This window comes from Ralstonia pickettii (genome assembly GCF_016466415.2).
Classification (GTDB): Bacteria; Pseudomonadota; Gammaproteobacteria; order Burkholderiales; family Burkholderiaceae; genus Ralstonia; species Ralstonia pickettii.
This window is the reverse complement of record NZ_CP066771.1, coordinates 2,861,313-2,880,591: the sequence shown is the minus strand read 5'-3', so window position 1 is coordinate 2,880,591 and position 19,279 is coordinate 2,861,313. Positions and strand designations below refer to the sequence as shown.

Sequence of the window (19,279 nt, the reverse complement as noted above, 5' to 3'; positions counted from 1 at the left end):
AATAGAGAGGAGTTGAGCATGACTGCACGTCTGCAAGAGTTTTACAAAGAGAAGGTTGTGCCCGAACTGATCAAGCAGTTTGGTTACAAATCCGTGATGGAAGTGCCGCGTATCACCAAGATCACCCTGAACATGGGTCTTGGTGAAGCCATCAATGACAAGAAGGTCATCGAGCACGCCACGGGCGACCTGATCAAGATCGCTGGCCAGAAGCCGATCGTGACGAAAGCCCGCAAGGCTATCGCCGGCTTCAAGATTCGCCAGGGTTACCCGATCGGTACGATGGTCACGCTGCGTGGCCAACGTATGTACGAATTCCTGGATCGCTTCATCACCGTGTCGCTGCCCCGCGTGCGCGACTTCCGTGGTGTGTCGGGTAAGGCGTTCGATGGTCGCGGCAACTACAACATCGGTGTGAAAGAGCAGATCATTTTCCCCGAGATCGAGTACGACAAGATCGACGCACTCCGTGGTCTGAACATCAGCATCACGACGACTGCGAAGAACGACGAGGAAGCGAAGGCGCTCCTCAATGCGTTCAAGTTCCCGTTCCGTAATTAAGGGGTTACCGTGGCTAAATTGTCTCTGATCGAACGCGAGAAGAAGCGTGCCAAGCTCGTGGCCAAGTACGCTGAGAAGCGCGCCGCTCTCGAAGCCATCGTGGCCGACCAAAGCAAGTCGGAAGAAGAGCGCTACGAAGCGCGTCTGAAATTGCAAGCGCTGCCGCGCAACGCAAATCCGACGCGTCAGCGCAACCGCTGCTCGATCACCGGTCGTCCCCGCGGTACGTTCCGTAAGTTCGGCCTGGCGCGTAACAAGCTCCGCGAGATCGCCTTCAAGGGCGAGATCCCGGGTCTGACGAAAGCCAGCTGGTAATCACGCACAGGCTACAGGAGAAACAGTATGAGCATGAGCGATCCGATCGCCGATATGCTGACGCGTATCCGCAACGCGCAAGCGGTGGAAAAAGCGTCGGTGGTCATGCCGTCGTCGAAGCTGAAGGTGGCAATCGCCAAAGTCCTGAAGGACGAAGGCTACATCGACGAATTCGCCGTGACCGAGCAGGGTGGCAAGTCCACGCTGACGATTGGTCTGAAGTACTACGCTGGCCGCCCGGTCATAGAGCGCCTGGAGCGCGTCTCGAAGCCTGGTCTGCGTGTGTACAAGGGCCGTAATGAAATTCCGCAAGTGATGAACGGCCTGGGTGTCGCCATCATCTCGACCCCGCAGGGTCTGATGACGGACCGCCGCGCCCGCGCAACCGGTGTCGGTGGCGAAGTCATTTGCTACGTCGCCTAAGGGAGGGGAACCATGTCTCGCGTAGGTAAGGCTCCCATCGCGCTGCCCAAGGGCGCCGAAGTTAATTTCGCTGGTGGTCTGCTGACCGTTAAGGGCCCGCTGGGCACCCTGACCCAGCCGATCCACTCGCTGGTCAAGGTCACCACCGACAACGGCACGATCACGTTCGCGCCGGCAGATGAGTCGCGTGAAGCCAATGCGCTGCAAGGTACGATGCGCGCCCTGACGGCCAACATGGTCAAGGGTGTGACGACGGGCTTCGAGCGCAAGCTGAACCTGGTCGGCGTGGGTTACCGTGCATCGGTTCAGGGCACCGCTCTGAAGCTGCAACTCGGTTTCTCGCACGACGTGATCCATGAGATGCCGGATGGCGTGAAGGCGGAAACGCCGACGCAAACCGAGATCATCATCAAGGGTTCGGACAAGCAAAAAGTTGGTCAGGTCGCCGCTGAAGTGCGTGGTTATCGTCCGCCGGAGCCTTACAAGGGCAAGGGTGTGCGCTACGCCGATGAGCGTGTGATCCTGAAGGAAACCAAGAAGAAGTAAGGGTGCACATCATGAACAAAAATGACTCGCGTCTGCGCCGTGCACGTCAGACCCGCCTGAAAATTGCGGAACTGAACGTCGCCCGTCTGGCTGTGCACCGTACGAACCTGCACATTTATGCGCAGGTCTTCTCGGAAGATGGCACCAAGGTCCTGGCTTCGGCCTCGACGGCGGAAGCCGAAGTCCGCAAGGAACTGAACGGCAACGGTGGCAACACCGCTGCTGCCACCCTGGTGGGTAAGCGTATCGCTGAGAAGGCGAAGGCTGCCGGCATCGAAGCCGTGGCGTTCGATCGCTCGGGTTTCCGTTATCACGGTCGCGTAAAGGCTCTGGCCGACGCGGCACGCGAAGCTGGCCTGAAGTTCTAAGCCGGCATAGAGGATATCGTCATGGCAAAAATTCAACCTAAGGTCCAAGGGGACGAACGCGACGACGGTCTTCGCGAGAAGATGATCGCGGTCAACCGTGTGACCAAGGTGGTCAAGGGCGGCCGGATTCTCGGTTTCGCTGCTCTGACTGTGGTCGGCGACGGCGACGGCCGTATCGGCATGGGCAAGGGTAAGGCTAAGGAAGTCCCGGTGGCCGTGCAGAAGGCAATGGACGAAGCCCGTCGCAAGATGGTCAAGGTCCCGCTGAAGAACGGTACGCTGCAGCACGAAGTGGTTGGCAAGCATGGCGCCGCGAAGGTGCAGATGATGCCCGCGAAGGACGGTACCGGCGTGATCGCCGGCGGCCCGATGCGCGCTATCTTCGAAGTGATGGGCGTGACGAACATCGTGACCAAGTCGCACGGTTCGACCAATCCTTACAACATGGTGCGCGCAACGCTGGATGGCCTGCGCAAGATGAGCACCCCGGCCGAAGTTGCCGCCAAGCGTGGCAAGTCGGTCGAAGAGATCCTCGGCTAAGCCGAAGGGATAGGTGAACGATATGTCGCAGAAAACCGTGAAAGTCCAACTCGTGCGCAGCCTGATCGGTACGCGCGAAGACCACCGCGCCACGGTGCGCGGCCTGGGCCTGCGCCGCATGAACTCGGTGTCCGAATTGCAGGACACGCCCGCAGTGCGCGGCATGATCAACAAGGTGTCCTACCTGGTCAAGGTCATCGGCTAAGGCAAGACGGAGAAGAACATGCAACTGAATAACCTGAAGCCGGCAGCCGGCTCCAAGCACGCCAAGCGCCGCGTTGGTCGCGGTATTGGTTCGGGCCTGGGCAAGACGGCTGGTCGTGGTCACAAGGGTCAGAAGTCGCGTTCGGGTGGTTTCCATAAGGTCGGCTTCGAAGGCGGCCAGATGCCCCTGCATCGTCGTCTGCCCAAGCGTGGTTTCACCTCGCTGACCAAGGAATTCACCGCTGAAGTGCGTCTGGGCGACCTGGCGGGCCTGCCGATCGAAGAAATCGATCTGCTGTCCCTCAAGCAAGCCGGCCTCGTTGGCGAGATGGTCAAGAGCGCCAAGGTGATCCTGTCGGGCGAAATCGACAAGAAGGTCACTCTGAAGGGTATCAGCGCGACGGCTGGGGCGAAAGCTGCAATCGAAGCGGCTGGTGGCTCGCTGGCCTAATAGCCTGCTGTTTCACACTGACGGAGCATCCGTTTGGCCACGGCGAAACCTAATGTGATGGCCCAGGCCAAGAACACGGCCAAGTACGGCGATCTTCGCCGTCGGTTGGTGTTCCTGGTTCTGGCACTGCTGGTGTACCGGATCGGCGCGCACATTCCTGTGCCCGGTATCGATCCGGATCAACTGGCGCAGCTTTTCCAACGGCAGTCGGGTGGCATCCTCGGGATGTTCAACCTGTTCTCCGGCGGTGCGCTGTCGCGTTTCACGGTGTTTGCGCTGGGGATCATGCCGTACATCTCGGCGTCGATCATCATGCAACTGCTGACGATCGTGTTGCCGCAGCTGGAATCGTTGAAGAAGGAAGGCCAAGCCGGCCAGCGCAAGATTACGCAGTACACGCGCTACGGTACGGTCGTCCTGGCAACGTTCCAGGCGCTGGGGATTGCAGTGGCACTCGAAGCGCAGCCGGGTCTGGTTTTGGATCCGGGTCTGATGTTCCGGGCCACCGCCGTGATTACGCTGGTGACGGGCACCATGTTCCTGATGTGGCTGGGTGAGCAGATCACCGAGCGTGGTCTGGGCAACGGGATCTCGATCATCATTTTCGGCGGGATTGCTGCCGGGCTGCCCAATGCGATCGGCGGGTTGTTCGAGCTGGTGCGTACGGGATCGATGGGGATTTTCTCGGCGATCCTGGTGGTGGCGATTATTGGTGCGGTGACGTTCGTGGTTGTGTTCATCGAACGGGGCCAGCGCAAGATTCTCGTCAATTACGCCAAGCGGCAGGTTGGTAACAAGATTTATGGCGGACAGTCGTCGCATCTGCCGCTGAAGTTGAATATGGCCGGGGTGATTCCGCCGATCTTTGCGTCGTCGATCATTCTGTTCCCGGCCACGATCGCGGGCTGGTTTACAGCTGGCAACTCGACGAATCCGGTTGCACGGGTTGTCAAGGACCTCGCGGCAACGCTGTCGCCGGGTCAGCCGGTGTACATCCTGCTGTATGCAGCGGCGATCATCTTCTTCTGTTTCTTCTACACCGCGCTGGTCTATAACAGCCGGGAAGTGGCGGATAACCTGAAGAAAAGTGGGGCGTTCATTCCGGGCATCCGTCCGGGCGAGCAAACCACGCGGTATATCGACAAGATTCTGGTGCGGTTGACCCTGGCGGGTGCGATCTACATCACGCTGGTGTGTCTGTTGCCGGAGTTCTTGGTGCTGCGCTGGAATGTGCCGTTCTACTTCGGTGGGACATCCCTGTTGATCATCGTGGTTGTCACGATGGACTTCATGGCGCAAGTGCAGTCCTACGTGATGTCTCAGCAGTACGAGTCTTTGATGAAGAAGGCGAATTTCAAGGGAAACCTGACGCTCCGCTAAGAGCGATCGCACGAACCTGAAGGGACATGGCTAAAGATGACGCGATCCAGATGCAGGGCGAGGTGCTGGAAAACCTCCCCAACGCAACGTTTCGCGTCAAGCTAGAGAACGGCCACGTAGTGTTAGGCCATATTTCCGGCAAGATGCGCATGCATTACATCCGCATCTTGCCCGGGGACAAGGTGACGGTCGAATTGACCCCGTATGATCTGTCCCGCGCGCGCATCGTATTCCGGGCGAAGTGAGCGGACTGGAATTGAAGGAAGAGGAAAATCATGAAAGTGCTGGCTTCTGTTAAGCGCATTTGCCGCAACTGCAAAATCATCAAGCGCAAGGGCGTGGTGCGTGTGATCTGCTCGTCGGACCCGCGTCATAAGCAGCGCCAAGGCTAATTTCGCAAAGAGGATTGACGAATGGCACGTATCGCAGGGGTCAACATCCCCAACCACAAACATACCGTGATTGGCCTGACGGCGATCTACGGTATCGGCCGCTCGCGCGCTCAGAAGATTTGCGAGGCTACTGGCATCCCGACCGACAAGAAGGTCAAGGACCTGACGGATCCGGACCAGGACGCGCTGCGTAAGGAAATCGAGAAGTTCCTCGTTGAAGGCGATCTGCGCCGTGAAACGACGATGAACATCAAGCGCCTGATGGATCTGGGCTGCTATCGTGGCGTGCGCCATCGCAAGGGCCTGCCGATGCGTGGTCAGCGTACCCGCACCAATGCCCGTACCCGTAAGGGTCCGCGCAAGGCCGGCGTCGCGCTCAAGAAGTAATCCGTCGGGTAAAGGATAGGAACTATGGCAAAAGCAGCGAATACCGCCGCCCAGCGCGCGCGCAAGAAGGTTCGCAAGAACGTCGCCGACGGCATCGCGCACGTTCACGCGTCGTTCAACAACACAATCATCACGATCACCGACCGCCAGGGCAACGCTCTGTCGTGGGCGACGTCGGGTGGCCAAGGCTTCAAGGGCTCGCGTAAGTCGACGCCGTTCGCCGCCCAGGTTGCAGCTGAAAGTGCTGGCCGCGTGGCGCAGGACCAAGGCATCAAGAACCTGGAAGTGCGCATCAAGGGCCCGGGCCCGGGTCGTGAATCGGCTGTGCGTGCACTGAACAACCTGGGTATCAAGATCCAGTTGATCGAAGACGTGACGCCGGTGCCGCATAACGGCTGCCGCCCGCCGAAGCGTCGTCGTATCTAAGCGATTCGACCGACCGCGCCCGCTGTTGGCGAGGTCGGTCTGCGGGTGCTATACTCGCCCGCTTGCCTGTCTTCCGGATTTCCCGGAAGGCGGGTTTCGTCTTTTCATAAGCCCACTGTTCGCTGCGGTCCCGTTGTTAGGGCTGAGCAGGCGGACCATCCGAAGCCGTGCGCCTCGGATGACTGATAACGAAGGAACATAACGTGGCACGCTATACCGGTCCCAAGGCGAAACTGTCTCGCCGCGAAGGTACTGACCTTTTCCTGAAGAGCGCACGTCGCTCCCTCGCCGACAAGTGCAAGCTGGACAGCAAGCCTGGTCAGCACGGCCGCACCTCCGGCGCCCGCACCTCCGACTACGGCAACCAACTGCGTGAAAAGCAGAAGGTCAAGCGCATCTACGGCGTGCTTGAGCGTCAGTTCCGCCGCTACTTCGCTGAAGCCGATCGTCGCAAGGGCAACACGGGTGAAACCCTGTTGCAACTGCTGGAATCGCGCTTGGACAACGTCGTGTACCGCATGGGCTTCGGCTCGACCCGCGCGGAAGCGCGTCAGCTGGTGTCGCACAAGGCGATCCTGGTGAACGGTCAAGCCCTGAACGTGCCGTCGGCCCAGATCAAGACGGGCGACGTGATTGCCATCCGTGAAAAGTCGAAGAAGCAAGTGCGTATTGCTGAATCGCTGACGCTGGCAGAGCAAACCGGCTTCCCGACGTGGGTTGCCGTGGATGCCAAGAAGATGGAAGGCACCTTCAAGCAAATTCCGGATCGCGCAGATATTGCCGGCGACATCAACGAAAGCCTGATCGTCGAATTGTATTCGCGTTAATGACGAGGCCCGTACCGCAAGGTGCGGGCTTGTGCGCCTTTTGGGGACGCTCATCGTCTACATTGTGTTCGAGCGCTGGATATCACTGGTGCGCAGATCCAATCCGAATCGTTACGTGCCGCAACGCGATTGCGGCACGCGCGTCTTCCGTCACGTATTCCGTGGCGGATTCTTTTAGTCCCCGTCAGCCTTATCGGTGTAACGAGCCGAGGGTATTGAAATAGGACAACCTAATGCAAACAGCACTCCTGAAGCCCAAAATTATTGCGGTTGAGCCGCTTGGCGATCATCACGCGAAGGTCGTCATGGAACCGTTCGAGCGCGGCTACGGCCACACGCTCGGTAACGCGCTGCGCCGCGTGCTGCTGTCGTCGATGGTCGGCTATGCACCGACCGAAGTGACGATCGCTGGGGTCGTCCACGAGTACTCCACCATCGATGGCGTTCAGGAAGACGTCGTCAACCTGTTGCTGAACCTGAAGGGCGTGGTGTTTAAGCTGCACAACCGTGATGAAGTCACGGTGTCGCTGCGCAAGGAAGGCGAAGGCGTGGTGACTGCGGCCGATATCGAGCTGCCGCACGATGTCGAAATCATCAACCCGGGTCACGTCATTGCGAACCTGTCGGCTGGCGGCAAGCTCGATCTGCAGCTGAAGGTCGAGCAAGGCCGCGGCTATGTGCCGGGCAACGTGCGCAAGTTCGGCGATGAGTCGAGCAAGGTCATCGGCCGCATTGTGCTGGACGCATCGTTCGCGCCGGTGCGCCGTGTGTCGTACGCCGTTGAGTCCGCTCGCGTGGAGCAGCGTACCGACCTCGACAAGCTGGTGATGAACATCGAAACCAATGGCGTGATTTCGCCGGAAGAGGCGATCCGCCAGTCGGCTCGCATTCTGGTGGATCAGCTGTCGGTGTTTGCCGCGTTGGAAGGCACTGAAAGCGCCGCCGAGGCCGCCGCCGCCCGTGCACCGCAGATCGATCCGATCCTGCTGCGCCCGGTCGACGACCTGGAGCTGACGGTGCGTTCGGCCAACTGCCTGAAGGCGGAAAACATCTACTACATCGGCGATCTGATCCAGCGTACCGAGAACGAACTGCTCAAGACCCCGAATCTGGGTCGCAAGTCGCTCAACGAGATCAAGGAAGTCCTCGCTTCGCGTGGTTTGACGCTCGGCATGAAGCTCGAGAACTGGCCGCCCGCAGGTCTGGAGAAGTAAGTTGCAGTGCTCGGCCGGTGCGTTCGCATCGGCCGGTTTTCCCGCCGTTGCTGTCTGAACGGCCTATTGTTAAAGGCTACCGGCCCGCGCCTCGCAAGAGGTGATAGAAGAGCTGGTCAAACACTCTTAAGAAGGAATCATCATGCGTCACCGTCATGGTTTGCGGAAACTGAACCGCACCTCGTCGCACCGTCTCGCGATGCTGCGCAACATGTCCAACTCGCTGCTGCAGCACGAGCTGATCAAGACCACCGTGCCGAAGGCCAAGGAGCTGCGCAAGGTTGTCGAGCCGCTGATCACGCTGGCCAAGAAGGACACCGTCGCCAACCGCCGTCTGGCATTCGCCCGCCTGCGCGACCGCGACATGGTTACCAAGCTGTTCAACGAACTGGGCCCGCGTTTCGCGACCCGTCCGGGCGGCTATACCCGTATCCTGAAGTTCGGCTTCCGCCAGGGCGACAATGCGCCGATGGCGCTGGTCGAGCTGCTGGACCGTCCGGAAGTTGCTGAAGCAGTCGATGCCGAAGCTGCTGCCGAGTAAGGTCAGCCTAGGTTTGCCTGTGTGACATGACGTCGCGCCGGGTGAGCCGCCAAATGCGTGTTTTCATGCGCATTACAATGAAGCCAGGATTCGCATCCTGGCTTTTTTGTTAGCTGCGTCGGGTCTTCTTTCAGCCCGGACACGTGTGTGGAGAACAAATGTCTGACGGAACCGATGTGCTGCTCGTCTTGACCAACGTGCCTGATGCTGCCAGTGCCGACCGGGTTACCCAACTCGTGTTGGAATCGCGGGCGGCAGCCTGCGTCAATCGCTTGTCAGAGTGCGCTTCAACGTACTGGTGGAACGGCGTGTTGGAGCGCGCAACGGAGATCCCCTTGCTGATCAAGACCACGCGTGCCGCTTACCCCCAATTGGAGGCCGCGGTGCGCCAGGCCCATCCGTATGAGGTGCCTGAAATCATCGCTGTGCCAGTGGTAGCCGGTTTGCTGGCCTATCTTGCGTGGGTAGCTGGCGAAACGCGCCCCGCTTCTGTTTGATGTTCGATTGCCGTTGATATGACTTCCTCTTCGTTTCCGTCGATGCGGCGTGTGCTGCAACTGCTGATGTTGCTAATGGCTGTGGCGATGTTGCGCGTGCCTGCCTACGGCGGAGACGAGTTCCTGCCACCCGAGCAGGCTTTTCGCTTTTCCGCCATGCAGGTGGACGGGCAAACCGTTGAGGTCAAGTTCGGCATCGCTGACGGCTACTACATGTATCGCGAGCGGCTGGCGGTCGCTGCGGATCCGGCAACCGTCACATTCGCGCCGCTCGAGCTCCCTGCTGGCAAGATCAAGCACGACGAAAACTTCGGCAAAGAGGTGGAAACCTATCGCCACGAACTCGTCTTCCACGTGAGGGCGCAAAGCACCTCCGCGCCGTTCACGCTGATCGTCACTTCGCAAGGCTGCGCGGATCAAGGGCTGTGCTACCCGCCGATGAAGAGCCGCTTCCAGGTACGTCCGTCGTCCGCTTCGGTCGTGCCGGTCGCTCCGGCTGCCACGGCGGCAGACAGCATCGAGCCCGAAGGCAAACAAGGACGGATTGCCAGCACGCTCGATAGCGGCAACCTCGGCGCGATCGCCGCGCTGTTCTTTGGTCTGGGCTTGCTGCTGACCTTTACGCCGTGTGTGCTGCCGATGCTGCCGATCGTGTCAGCCATTGTGGTGGGGGAGCACGCCACGCGTATGCGGGCGGCATTCGTGTCGGTGGGCTACGTGCTCGGCATGGCTATTGTTTATACGGCGCTTGGCGTGGCGGCCGGGCTGGCAGGCCAGGGGCTGCAGGCGGCGCTGCAGAATGCCTGGGTGCTGGGTGCCTTTGCGCTGCTGATTGCGCTGCTGTCGTTATCGATGTTCGGCTTGTACGAGCTGCAATTGCCGGCGGCGTGGCACCACCACTTGACGCAGGCATCCAACAAGCTCAGTGGCGGTCAGGTGGTAGGTGCTGCCGTCATGGGCGCGCTGTCTGCCTTGATTGTGTCGCCGTGTGTGACGGCACCGCTGGCGGGGGCGCTCGTCTATATCTCGCAGACGGGCAACGCGGCGGTGGGTGGGACGGCACTGTTCGCGCTGTCCATGGGGATGGGCGTTCCGCTGATTCTCGTGGGCGTGGGTGCGGGCAATCTGCTGCCACGTTCGGGGCATTGGCTGGTGGTGACCAAGGCGGTCTTCGGTTTCATCCTGCTGGCGGTGGCTTGGTACATCGTGCAGCCAGTGTTGCCATCGTGGGTGGCGATGGTTGGCTGGGGTGCGTTGCTAATTGGCGCGGCCGTGTTTTTGCGAACGTTCGATTCGCTGCCCGATGGCGCAGGCAACGTGCAGCGCTTGGGCAAGGTGATTGGCGTGGTGCTGGCGCTGGCCGGCGCGGCGCAATTGGTGGGCGTGGCCGCAGGCGGGCGCGATCCGCTGCAGCCGTTGGCGGGCGTACTGCGTGCCTCGACGGTGGCGAGCACTTCCACGTTGACCTTCAAGCGCGTGAAGAGCGTGACTGAGCTTGGTGCTGAAGTGCGCAACGCCAGCGCAGCGGGCAAACCTGTGATGCTCGATTTCTACGCCGACTGGTGCGTGAGCTGCAAGGAGATGGAGCGCCTGACCTTTACCGATGTGCGGGTGCGCAAGGCGCTTGCCGATGTGGTGCTGCTGCAGGCTGACGTGACTGCCAATAATGCGGACGACCAAGCGCTGCTCAAGCGCTTCGGCCTATTCGGCCCGCCCGGCACGGTCTTCTTTGATACGCAGGGCCGCGAGGTTCAGGCTCGCGTGATCGGCTTTGAGCGCGCCGATACGTTTCTCGCCAGCCTGCGCCGCGCGCTCGGTGCAAGCGGCGCAGCACAGCCGGCGAAGGCTTCCACCTGATCAGCCGCGCAGCAGGCGTGCGGCGTCCAGCGCGAAATAGGTCAGGATGCCGTTCGCGCCGGCGCGCTTGAACGCCAGCAGCGACTCAAGCACGACCTTGTCGTGATCGAGCCAGCCGTTCTGCGCGGCGGCCTTCAGCATCGCGTATTCACCGCTGACCTGATAGACGTACGTGGGAAAGCGGAACTCATCCTTCACGCGTCGCACGATATCGAGGTACGGCATGCCGGGCTTGACCATCACCATGTCGGCGCCTTCGGCGATGTCGAGTGCCACTTCGCGCAACGCCTCGTCCGAGTTGGCCGGGTCCATCTGGTAAGTCATCTTGTTGCTCTTGCCCAGATTGGCGGCCGAGCCCACCGCATCACGGAACGGGCCGTAGAACGCCGAAGCGTACTTTGCCGCATAGGCCATGATGCGGGTGTAGATGTGGTCGTCGTTCTCCAGCGCCAGGCGGATCGCACCGATGCGGCCATCCATCATGTCCGACGGCGCGACGATGTCCACGCCCGCCTCGGCTTGCACCAGCGCCTGGCGTATCAGAATGTCGACGGTCTCTTCGTTGAGCACATAGCCGTTGGCATCGAGCACGCCGTCCTGGCCGTGGCTCGTGTACGGATCGAGCGCCACGTCGGTCAGAATCCCCAGTTCAGGGAAGCGCGCCTTGAGCGCTTTCACCGCGCGCGGGATCAGTCCGTCCGCATTGGCGGCCTCGATGCCATCCGGCGTCTTGAGCGACGGCTCGATGACAGGGAACAGCGCCAGCACTGGAATGCCAAGCTGCACGCACTGCTCTGCCACGCCCAACAGCACATCGATCGACACGCGCTCCACGCCCGGCATGGACGGCACGGCTTGGCGCACATTGGTGCCTTCCAGGATGAAGACGGGGTAGATGAGGTCGTCGGGAGTGAGGCGCGATTCGCGCATCATGCGGCGGGAGAAATCGTCGCGGCGCATGCGGCGCGGACGATGGTCGGGGAAGCTCGCGATCATTTCAGCAGACCCTAAGAACACACTGTGAAGTTTCGAAACCTTTGTCGCGATTATCCATCCTATGCACGGACAATGCGCCAGCGACGCTGATGCAGCGTCCCCCGCGGCTCCTCCCTGACGCGGGTTCCCATCGATGGCTCGATGGGGTCGTTACCCCCGTTGCGCGTTTGGCGACGGGGTTTTTTTTGCCTGTTCGGTTTGCGGCTGGGGCTCCAGCGCCTCGGGCAGGCACAGCCAGCCTGCGACAATTCGCTGCGCCTCTTCAATGCCGCGGCGCTTCAGGCTCGAGAACAGCTGCACCGTCAGCGACACATCACCATCGATCTGCGCACGGTAATCGGCGAGCACCTTGCGGGCCGCCATGAGCGCGCGCGAGGCATCGTTATTAGTCAGCTTGTCCGCCTTCGTGAGCAGCACGTGGATCGGCTTGCCTGTCGGCAGGAACCACTCGACCATCTGGCAATCGAGGTCGGTAAACGGCCGGCGCGCGTCCATCATGATGACGAGCCCCGCGAGTTGCTGGCGCGCCTGGACGTAGTCGCCGAGCAGATGAACCCAGTGCGATTTGGTCTCGCCGGGGGCTTCGGCATAGCCGTAACCGGGCAGATCGACCAGGAAGCCGAGCGGGTCTTCCGCCTTGGCAGGCATCACCGAGAAATAGTTGATGTGCTGCGTGCGGCCGGGCGTCTTGCTGGAAAACGCCAGCCGCTTCTGATTGCACAGGATATTGATTGCGGTCGATTTGCCTGCGTTGGAGCGGCCCGCAAACGCGACTTCCGGCACGGCGGTCGCCGGTAAATCACGCAGATGATTGACGGTGATGAAGAAACGGGCTTGATGCAGGAGCGACATGCGCGGCAGTACCTGTAAACTGCAGTTCAGAACTGCGTGGTTGCTGCGCCGCGAGGTCGCATTGCAGAGGTGTTATTGTACAATACGCCGGTTTACGGACGTCCCCACCAGATCCGTCGCAGGACCGCCCCGAGGCCCGGGCCGGTCCGTTTTCATGCGCTGATCCGGCACGAGGAGAAGGGGGCGCCCGGCGCCGCAGGGTCCCGCATAGGGCGGCGCACGCAGCATTCGAAAACAATCTAAACAAGGTGTGCGAATGAACCGCATCGCGAACGTTTTTGCTGTCGCAGCGCTGTCCCTGGCATCGGCCTTTTCCGTGGTCCATGCCGAAGAGCAAAAAGTCGCCAAGGCCGACGCCGCGCGCGGCGAAACGATCTTCAACAACGGTGTGCCGGCCAATGGCGTGCCCGCGTGTACCAGCTGTCACGGCGCCGGCGGCAACAGCGCCATGAACGTCAACCCGAAGCTGGCCGGCCAGCACGCCGAATACGTCGAAAAGCAGCTCAAGGATTTCAAGGCAAAGACTGATCGCAACCACCCGGTCATGTCGCTGTATGCCAGCGCGCTGTCGGATCAGGACATGAAGGACATCGGGGCCTACCTGGGCAAGCAACCGGCCTGGAAGCCGGGTTCGGCCAAGAGCAAGGACACGATCGAGCTGGGCCAGAAGCTGTATCGCGGCGGGGACGCCAAGCGCGGTATCGCAGCGTGCGCAGGCTGTCACGGTCCGACGGGTGCTGGCATCCCGGCGCAGTATCCGCGTATCGCAGGTCAGTTCTCTGAATACACGGAGGCTCAACTGGTGGCCTTCCAGAGCGGCGCCCGCAAGAACAGCGTACAGATGCACGACCTGGCCGGTCGCATGACGGCCCAGCAGATCAAGGCGGTGGCCGACTACATTGCCGGCCTGCGCTAATCTGCCGCACCCGGCTGTCATGTGACGGCCGCACAATCAATAAGAAGAACAGGGTGGCAATGCGCCTGGCATCGCCACCCTGTTTTCGTTTCTGAACAGGTTTTTTCCCCGCATGTCTTCGGTCTCCACTTCCGGCGTCCAGATCCGCTCCCGCCGTCGCGCGTTGCGCGAAACGGTCGAGCTGCTCTCGTCGATGCGTTTTGCGATCAGCCTGCTGACGGTGATCGCCATCGCCAGCGTGATCGGCACCGTGCTCAAGCAGAACGATCCGTATCCGAACTACGTCAACCAGTTCGGGCCGTTCTGGGCCGACGTATTCCGATCGCTGACGCTGCCGACCGTCTATAGCGCGTGGTGGTTTCTGTTGATCCTGGCATTCCTGGTGGTGTCGACGTCGCTGTGCATCGTGCGCAATGCGCCCAAGATGCTGGCCGACATGCGCGCCTGGCGCGAGAACGTGCGCGAAGGCAGCCTGCGCGCGTTCCATCACCGTGACGAATTTGATTCCCCCGTCGATATCGCCACCGTGACCGCACGCCTGGCCGCGCTTGCGCAGAACCGCGGCTTCCGCATCAAGGCGTTTGCGCGCGATGGTGGGGCCACGCTCATCACGGCAAAGGCGGGCGCGGGCAACAAGATCGGCTACATCCTGGCGCACACGGCCATCGTCGTGATCTGCATCGGCGGGCTGCTGGACGGCGACATGATGATTCGCGCGCAGATGTGGTTTGGCGGCAAGTCGTCCATCAAGGGCAACGCGGTGATCAGCGACATCGGCCCGGAGCATCGGCTGTCGACATCGAACCCGGGCTTTCGCGGTAATGCGTTCGTGCCGGAAGGTTCGACCGTCAGCACGGCGATTTTGAACATCGCGGATGGCGCCCTGATCCAGGATCTGCCGTTCACGATCACGCTCAAGAAGTTCACCGTCGAGCATTATTCGACCGGCATGCCCAAGCTGTTCGCCAGCGACATCGTCGTGACCGACCGCCGCACCGGCAAGCAGACCGCTGCGCGCGTGGAGGTGAACAAGCCGTTTGTGTATGACGGCGTGGCGATCTATCAGTCGAGCTTTGAAGATGGTGGCTCGAAACTGAAGTTGATCGGCTATCCGATGCACGGTGACAACGCCAAGACGTTCGACATGTCCGGCGTCGTCGGCCAAAGCTCGAAGCTCACCGGCAAGGGCGGCGACTACACGGTCGAATTCTCCGACTTCCGCCTGATGAATGTGGAAACGGTGACGGACGCCTCGGGCAAGCAGGACGCACGCGGTGTCGGCAAGAAGGGCGGTGCGGAAAATGGTCTGCGCGCGGAGCTTGGCAACGTCACCAAGATGACGCGCGACCGCGATCTGCGCAACGTCGGCCCCTCCGTGCAGTACAAGCTGCGCGACGCCAACGGCCAGGCACACGAGTTCAGCAACTACATGCTGCCCGTCACGCTGGACGGGCAATCGGTATTCCTGGCCGGCATGCGTTCGCAGCCGGACGAGCCGTTCCGCTATCTGCGCATTCCCGCCGATGCGCGAGGCACCGTCGCCGACTGGATGCGCCTGCGCGCCGCGCTGCAGAATCCAGCGATGCGCGGCGAGGCAGCGCGCCGGTTTGCGCTGCTCTCCATGCCCGGCGAGCAGCGCGCGGAACTGCGCAACCAGTTGATGGAAAGCGCCCGTCGCGCGCTCGGCCTCTTTGCCGGCGCTGCCGATGCCAAGGACGGCGCCTCCGCCGATGGGCAGGGTGGTTTTGCCGCGGTCGCCACGTTCCTGCAGAAGTCGGTGCCCGAAGGGGAGCGAGAGAAGGCCGCCGATGTGCTGATGAAGATCATCAACAGCTCGATGTGGGAACTGTGGCAACTCGCCCGCGCCCAGGACGGCCAGCCTGCGCCAACCGTCGATGCCGCGAGCAGCCAGTGGTTGCAGAGCGCCATCAACGCGCTGTCGGACAATGTCTTCTATGGGGCGCCGGTCTATCTGCAGTTGAGCGACTTCCAGCAGGTGCAGGCGAGCGTCTTCCAGCTCACGCGTGCGCCGGGCAAAAACATCGTGTATCTTGGGTCGTTGCTGCTGGTGCTGGGCGTGTTTTCCATGTTTTACGTGCGAGAGCGCCGCTGGTGGCTGTGGATCAGACCGCAATCCGGTCCGGCCAACGAAAGCCCCTCCGGCACACATGTGCTGACCGCCATGTCGACCATGCGCCGCACGCTCGACTTCGACCGCGAGTTCGAGCGCCTCAAGCACGATATCCGCGCCGCGGCAGGCGCCCCCGCCGCACCCGATGCCGCTGGTGCAGCGAGCGTCGACCCCAAACCAACGAAGTGAGCAGGTGATGGAAGCGACCAATCCCCAACCGACCGTGGCGAGCGCTGATCTGGGTGCGCTGCAGCGCCCGTCGTATTTCCGCCGCCTGGGCTGGTTTGACTGGCTGTTTGCCGCAATGCTGGCCGCCGGCGCCGGTTACGCCTTCTCGCGCTACGGCGCCTACATGGACGGCTACGAGCGCGGCATTCTCGTTGCCGCCGTGCCTGCCTTCGCATGGCTTGGCTGGACGTGGAAGCCGGTGCGCGTGCTGATGATCGGCATCGCCGTGTTGTCGCTGTTCGGCATCTCGCAATACGCGGGCGCCAATGGGCCGGATCTCGCCCGCGCTGAACACGCCTTCTTCCTCAAGTATTTCCTTGCCAGCCAGTCCGCCATCCTGTGGATGAGCGCGCTGATCTTCCTGTCTACCCTGTTCTTTTGGACGGGGCTGCTGCTGCGCTGGGAAGCGGGTGGATCCATTGGCAGCAAGCTGTGCTGGGCTGCGGTGGTCCTCGGTCTGACCGGCATGCTGGTGCGATGGTACGAGTCGTACCTGGTCGGCGCAGACATTGGCCACATCCCCATCTCGAATCTGTACGAGGTGTTCATCCTCTTCACGCTGATCACCTCGCTGTTCTATCTGTACTACGAGCAGCGTTACAAGACGCGGGCGCTGGGGCCCTTCGTGATGCTGGTGGTGTCGGCGGCGGTGGGCTTTCTGCTGTGGTACACGGTGTCGCGCGGCGCGCAGGAGATCCAGCCGCTGGTGCCGGCATTGCAGAGCTGGTGGATGAAGATCCACGTACCGGCCAATTTCATCGGCTACGGCACGTTCGCCCTGTCGGCCATGGTCGGTGCGGCTTATCTGCTGAAGGAGCGGGGCGTGCTGGCCGATCGCCTCCCGTCGCTCGAAGTGCTGGACGACGTGATGTACAAGGCCATCACCGTCGGCTTTGCGTTCTTCACCATCGCCACGATTCTCGGGGCGCTGTGGGCGGCTGACGCATGGGGCGGCTACTGGAGCTGGGATCCGAAGGAAACCTGGGCGCTGATCGTTTGGCTGAACTACGCCGCGTGGCTGCACATGCGCCTGATGAAGGGGCTGCGTGGCCGCATGGCGGCCTGGTGGGCCCTGATTGGCCTCTTGGTGACGACGTTCGCCTTCCTTGGCGTGAACATGTTCCTCTCGGGCCTGCACAGTTACGGCGAGCTGTAAGCCGTCAGTCACAAAAAACTCAGCGGACTGGAATAAAGACGCGCCTGGCGTGTTTACTGCTCAGTGAGGGCGCGATCGGCGCGCCTCTCCATCCAAGGAGAACAAGATGAGCCAGTCCGCAGCTTCCCAGAAATGGTTCAATCCGCGCACCGCGCTGGCCAGCGCCGCGCTGCTCGCCGCATTCGGTGTGGCCGGCTGCAGCGGCATGGGCATGGGAGCCTCGTCCACGCCGTCGGCCGTCAAGGTGACCAACGGCACGCTGACGGATCAACACGGCATGGCGCTCTACATGTTTGACCGTGACGCCACGGCCGGCAAGAGCGCCTGCAACGGCAAGTGCGCCGAGAACTGGCCGCCGCTGGCCGCCAATGACGCCGACAAGCCGTCTGGCGACTACACGATCATCACGCGCGACGATGGCAAGAAGCAGTGGGCCTATCGTGGCAAGCCGCTCTACCTCTGGACCAAGGACAAGATGCCGGGCGACCAGACTGGCGACGGCTTCATGAACGTTTGGCACGTCGCCAAGCCGTAAGCACGCCGCCCTCGCTCGCGCCCCTATGTCCGATCTGGCCAGCCGGCTGATTGCGCTCACGCCACGCCTGCGCCGGCACGCGCGCGGGCTCGTGCGTGACGCCAGCCGCGCCGACGACCTCGTCCAGGACACGCTGGAACGTGCCTGGCGTTATCGCTGGCGCTTCCAGTTGCGACCCAGGCTGGGCCCGCTCGGCCAGATCGGCGCGAAAAGCGAGGGCGACGGATTGTTTGCCTGGCTGCTCACCATCATGCATCGGCTCCACCTCAACGCCGTGCGCAGGCCCGACCGAATCGAGCTGAGCGATGCGCCCCCCGAGATTCCCGTCGATGACGACCCCGGTTTGCGCCGCGATCTGCTGCGCGCGCTGGCGACGCTGCCAGAAGATCAGCGCGCGGTATTGCTACTCGTCGGCCTGGAGCAGTTCGCCTACAAGGAAGCCGCCGATGTGCTGGGCGTGCCGATCGGCACGGTGATGTCGCGGCTGTCGCGGGCGCGTGAGCGGATGCGCGCGGCGCTCGACGGGGCGCCAGCCGCATCGGCTGCATTTGCGGCATCCGGCGATGGCGGCAGCACAGCGCTGCACCGCGTGAAGTGAGGCTCGCCATGTCGTCCAATTCCATTCATATCGACGACCTCCATGCGTATGCCGACGGCCGCTTGCCTGCGGCACGCCGTGCTGCGGTGGAGGCCTATCTTGCCGCGCACCCGGGTGCCGCGGCCGAAGTTGCGGCTTGGCGCGAAACGGACGCGCAGTTGCACCGCGCGCTCGATCCGTTGCTCAATGAACCGGTGCCGCAGCGCCGGATCCCGGCAGCGATCCTCGGGGCGGCACGCCGGCCAACGACGACCGGCTTTGGCGCGATGCGCGGCTGGGGCGTGGTGGCGCTGAGCGTCGCGTGCCTGGCCATCGGGTCCGGGGCCGGCTGGTTGAGCCGAGGTGTCGTCGAGCGCACTATGCCCATGCAGCGGTTCGCCAATGACGCACTCGTATCGCACGTCGTCTTCGCTCCCGAGTCGAAACACATTGTGGAAGTGCCGGCCGACGAAGAGGCACATCTGGTCACCTGGTTGTCGCGGCGGCTTGACGCCCAGTTGCATGTGCCTAATCTAAGATCGCTGGGTTACCGGCTCATCGGCGGACGGCAGACGGTCGTGGCCGATGCGCCCACGGCCATGCTGATGTATGAGGGGCCCGGCGGCACGCGCATCTCCGTGCAGTTGCGGCGCATGCCGAGCAATCGCGATACCGGCTTCCGGCTGGAGACGCTCGCCCCCGACAACCGTGTGCTGCAGGCGATCCATCCCGCCGTCGATCACCCGCCGCCGATGGCGTTCTATTGGGCGGATCACGGCCTTGGGTTTGCAGTCGCTGGCCCGCTTGCGCGGGCGCAGTTGCTGGAAGTGGCGCGGGTCGTGTTTCGGCAGTACAGCGAATTCACCGGCCCGGCGCCGCGCAAGGAATAGCGCTACATTTTTTTCGCCATGCGTTGTCAGGTCGGCAGCGCTGGAACGACCAACGCACATGGGACAGCG

The 19,279-nt window shown here is 62.1% G+C and carries 26 protein-coding genes; 24 read left to right on the top strand and 2 right to left on the bottom strand.

Annotated features, from left to right (window positions below; all coding sequences use genetic code 11):
• The first annotated feature begins 18 nt into the window (after positions 1-18).
• From rplE to dsbD, 18 genes are all read left to right on the top strand, one after another.
• Positions 19-561, top strand: coding sequence for a 50S ribosomal protein L5 (gene rplE, locus RP6297_RS13635; RefSeq protein ID WP_009241894.1), 543 nt, complete (start codon positions 19-21; stop codon positions 559-561).
• A 9-nt stretch (positions 562-570) separates the two neighbouring features.
• Entirely contained in the window at positions 571-876 is a 306-nt protein-coding gene (gene rpsN, locus RP6297_RS13630) for a 30S ribosomal protein S14 (RefSeq protein ID WP_004634486.1), read from the top strand.
• 27 nt (positions 877-903) lie between these two features.
• On the top strand, positions 904-1,299 hold the full coding sequence (gene rpsH / locus RP6297_RS13625; protein WP_004634489.1) for a 30S ribosomal protein S8: 396 nt from the start codon (positions 904-906) through the stop codon (positions 1,297-1,299).
• Positions 1,300-1,311: 12 nt separating this feature from the next.
• On the top strand, positions 1,312-1,845 hold the full coding sequence (gene rplF / locus RP6297_RS13620) for a 50S ribosomal protein L6 (protein ID WP_009241895.1): 534 nt from the start codon (positions 1,312-1,314) through the stop codon (positions 1,843-1,845).
• 11 nt (positions 1,846-1,856) lie between these two features.
• Positions 1,857-2,213, top strand: a complete 357-nt coding sequence (gene rplR / locus RP6297_RS13615) for a 50S ribosomal protein L18 (protein WP_009241896.1) — start codon at positions 1,857-1,859, stop codon at positions 2,211-2,213.
• 21 nt (positions 2,214-2,234) lie between these two features.
• Positions 2,235-2,753 carry a 30S ribosomal protein S5 gene (rpsE, locus tag RP6297_RS13610; RefSeq protein WP_004634493.1) on the top strand — a complete coding sequence of 173 codons (519 nt, stop codon included), beginning with the start codon at positions 2,235-2,237 and terminating at the stop codon, positions 2,751-2,753.
• A 22-nt stretch (positions 2,754-2,775) separates the two neighbouring features.
• A complete protein-coding gene (rpmD, locus tag RP6297_RS13605) occupies positions 2,776-2,958 on the top strand; it encodes a 50S ribosomal protein L30 (RefSeq protein ID WP_003264137.1) in 183 nt (60 codons plus the stop codon).
• Between the two features lie 18 nt (positions 2,959-2,976).
• Positions 2,977-3,408 carry a 50S ribosomal protein L15 gene (gene rplO / locus RP6297_RS13600; protein ID WP_009241897.1) on the top strand — a complete coding sequence of 144 codons (432 nt, stop codon included), beginning with the start codon at positions 2,977-2,979 and terminating at the stop codon, positions 3,406-3,408.
• A 57-nt stretch (positions 3,409-3,465) separates the two neighbouring features.
• Positions 3,466-4,788 carry a preprotein translocase subunit SecY gene (gene secY / locus RP6297_RS13595; protein WP_009277656.1) on the top strand — a complete coding sequence of 441 codons (1,323 nt, stop codon included), beginning with the start codon at positions 3,466-3,468 and terminating at the stop codon, positions 4,786-4,788.
• Between the two features lie 26 nt (positions 4,789-4,814).
• Positions 4,815-5,033, top strand: coding sequence for a translation initiation factor IF-1 (gene infA / locus RP6297_RS13590; RefSeq protein ID WP_009241899.1), 219 nt, complete (start codon positions 4,815-4,817; stop codon positions 5,031-5,033).
• A 30-nt stretch (positions 5,034-5,063) separates the two neighbouring features.
• Positions 5,064-5,180, top strand: coding sequence for a 50S ribosomal protein L36 (rpmJ, locus tag RP6297_RS13585; protein WP_003264141.1), 117 nt, complete (start codon positions 5,064-5,066; stop codon positions 5,178-5,180).
• Positions 5,181-5,201: 21 nt separating this feature from the next.
• Complete coding sequence (gene rpsM, locus RP6297_RS13580; protein WP_004634501.1) at positions 5,202-5,567, top strand: 30S ribosomal protein S13; 366 nt, start codon at positions 5,202-5,204, stop codon at positions 5,565-5,567.
• 24 nt (positions 5,568-5,591) lie between these two features.
• The gene (rpsK, locus tag RP6297_RS13575; RefSeq protein ID WP_003264143.1) at positions 5,592-5,993 is read left to right on the top strand and encodes a 30S ribosomal protein S11; all 402 of its coding nucleotides are present in this window, start codon (positions 5,592-5,594) and stop codon (positions 5,991-5,993) included.
• Positions 5,994-6,196: 203 nt separating this feature from the next.
• Positions 6,197-6,820, top strand: a complete 624-nt coding sequence (gene rpsD, locus RP6297_RS13570) for a 30S ribosomal protein S4 (protein WP_009241900.1) — start codon at positions 6,197-6,199, stop codon at positions 6,818-6,820.
• 233 nt (positions 6,821-7,053) lie between these two features.
• Positions 7,054-8,034, top strand: coding sequence for a DNA-directed RNA polymerase subunit alpha (locus RP6297_RS13565; protein WP_004634508.1), 981 nt, complete (start codon positions 7,054-7,056; stop codon positions 8,032-8,034).
• 142 nt (positions 8,035-8,176) lie between these two features.
• Positions 8,177-8,575 (top strand): 50S ribosomal protein L17, encoded by a 399-nt coding sequence (rplQ, locus tag RP6297_RS13560; RefSeq protein ID WP_009241901.1) that lies wholly within the window; start codon positions 8,177-8,179, stop codon positions 8,573-8,575.
• A gap of 158 nt (positions 8,576-8,733) precedes the next feature.
• Positions 8,734-9,072: a divalent-cation tolerance protein CutA gene (gene cutA / locus RP6297_RS13555; RefSeq protein ID WP_009241902.1), complete on the top strand. Its 339-nt coding sequence runs from the start codon at positions 8,734-8,736 to the stop codon at positions 9,070-9,072.
• An 18-nt stretch (positions 9,073-9,090) separates the two neighbouring features.
• A complete protein-coding gene (gene dsbD, locus RP6297_RS13550; protein ID WP_037028136.1) occupies positions 9,091-10,929 on the top strand; it encodes a protein-disulfide reductase DsbD in 1,839 nt (612 codons plus the stop codon).
• On the opposite strand, the gene hemB is transcribed toward dsbD, so the two are convergent.
• Positions 10,930-11,925: a porphobilinogen synthase gene (hemB, locus tag RP6297_RS13545; RefSeq protein ID WP_009241904.1), complete on the bottom strand. Its 996-nt coding sequence runs from the start codon at positions 11,923-11,925 to the stop codon at positions 10,930-10,932.
• A 150-nt stretch (positions 11,926-12,075) separates the two neighbouring features.
• Positions 12,076-12,777 carry a ribosome biogenesis GTP-binding protein YihA/YsxC gene (yihA, locus tag RP6297_RS13540; RefSeq protein WP_009241905.1) on the bottom strand — a complete coding sequence of 234 codons (702 nt, stop codon included), beginning with the start codon at positions 12,775-12,777 and terminating at the stop codon, positions 12,076-12,078.
• A gap of 256 nt (positions 12,778-13,033) precedes the next feature.
• Between yihA and RP6297_RS13535 the strand changes: the two genes are divergently transcribed.
• The 6 genes from RP6297_RS13535 to RP6297_RS13510 all read left to right on the top strand — a co-directional run bounded on the left by RP6297_RS13535 (position 13,034) and on the right by RP6297_RS13510 (position 19,210).
• Positions 13,034-13,693 carry a c-type cytochrome gene (locus RP6297_RS13535; RefSeq protein ID WP_009241906.1) on the top strand — a complete coding sequence of 220 codons (660 nt, stop codon included), beginning with the start codon at positions 13,034-13,036 and terminating at the stop codon, positions 13,691-13,693.
• A gap of 112 nt (positions 13,694-13,805) precedes the next feature.
• Positions 13,806-16,013 (top strand): cytochrome c biogenesis protein ResB, encoded by a 2,208-nt coding sequence (locus tag RP6297_RS13530; RefSeq protein ID WP_009241907.1) that lies wholly within the window; start codon positions 13,806-13,808, stop codon positions 16,011-16,013.
• 7 nt (positions 16,014-16,020) lie between these two features.
• Positions 16,021-17,208, top strand: coding sequence for a c-type cytochrome biogenesis protein CcsB (gene ccsB / locus RP6297_RS13525; protein ID WP_009241908.1), 1,188 nt, complete (start codon positions 16,021-16,023; stop codon positions 17,206-17,208).
• Between the two features lie 106 nt (positions 17,209-17,314).
• Positions 17,315-17,743, top strand: coding sequence for a COG4315 family predicted lipoprotein (locus tag RP6297_RS13520; protein WP_004634529.1), 429 nt, complete (start codon positions 17,315-17,317; stop codon positions 17,741-17,743).
• A 25-nt stretch (positions 17,744-17,768) separates the two neighbouring features.
• Complete coding sequence (locus RP6297_RS13515) at positions 17,769-18,341, top strand: RNA polymerase sigma factor (protein WP_009241909.1); 573 nt, start codon at positions 17,769-17,771, stop codon at positions 18,339-18,341.
• Positions 18,342-18,349: 8 nt separating this feature from the next.
• Positions 18,350-19,210, top strand: coding sequence for an anti-sigma factor family protein (locus RP6297_RS13510; protein ID WP_009241910.1), 861 nt, complete (start codon positions 18,350-18,352; stop codon positions 19,208-19,210).
• Positions 19,211-19,279: the final 69 nt, after the last annotated feature.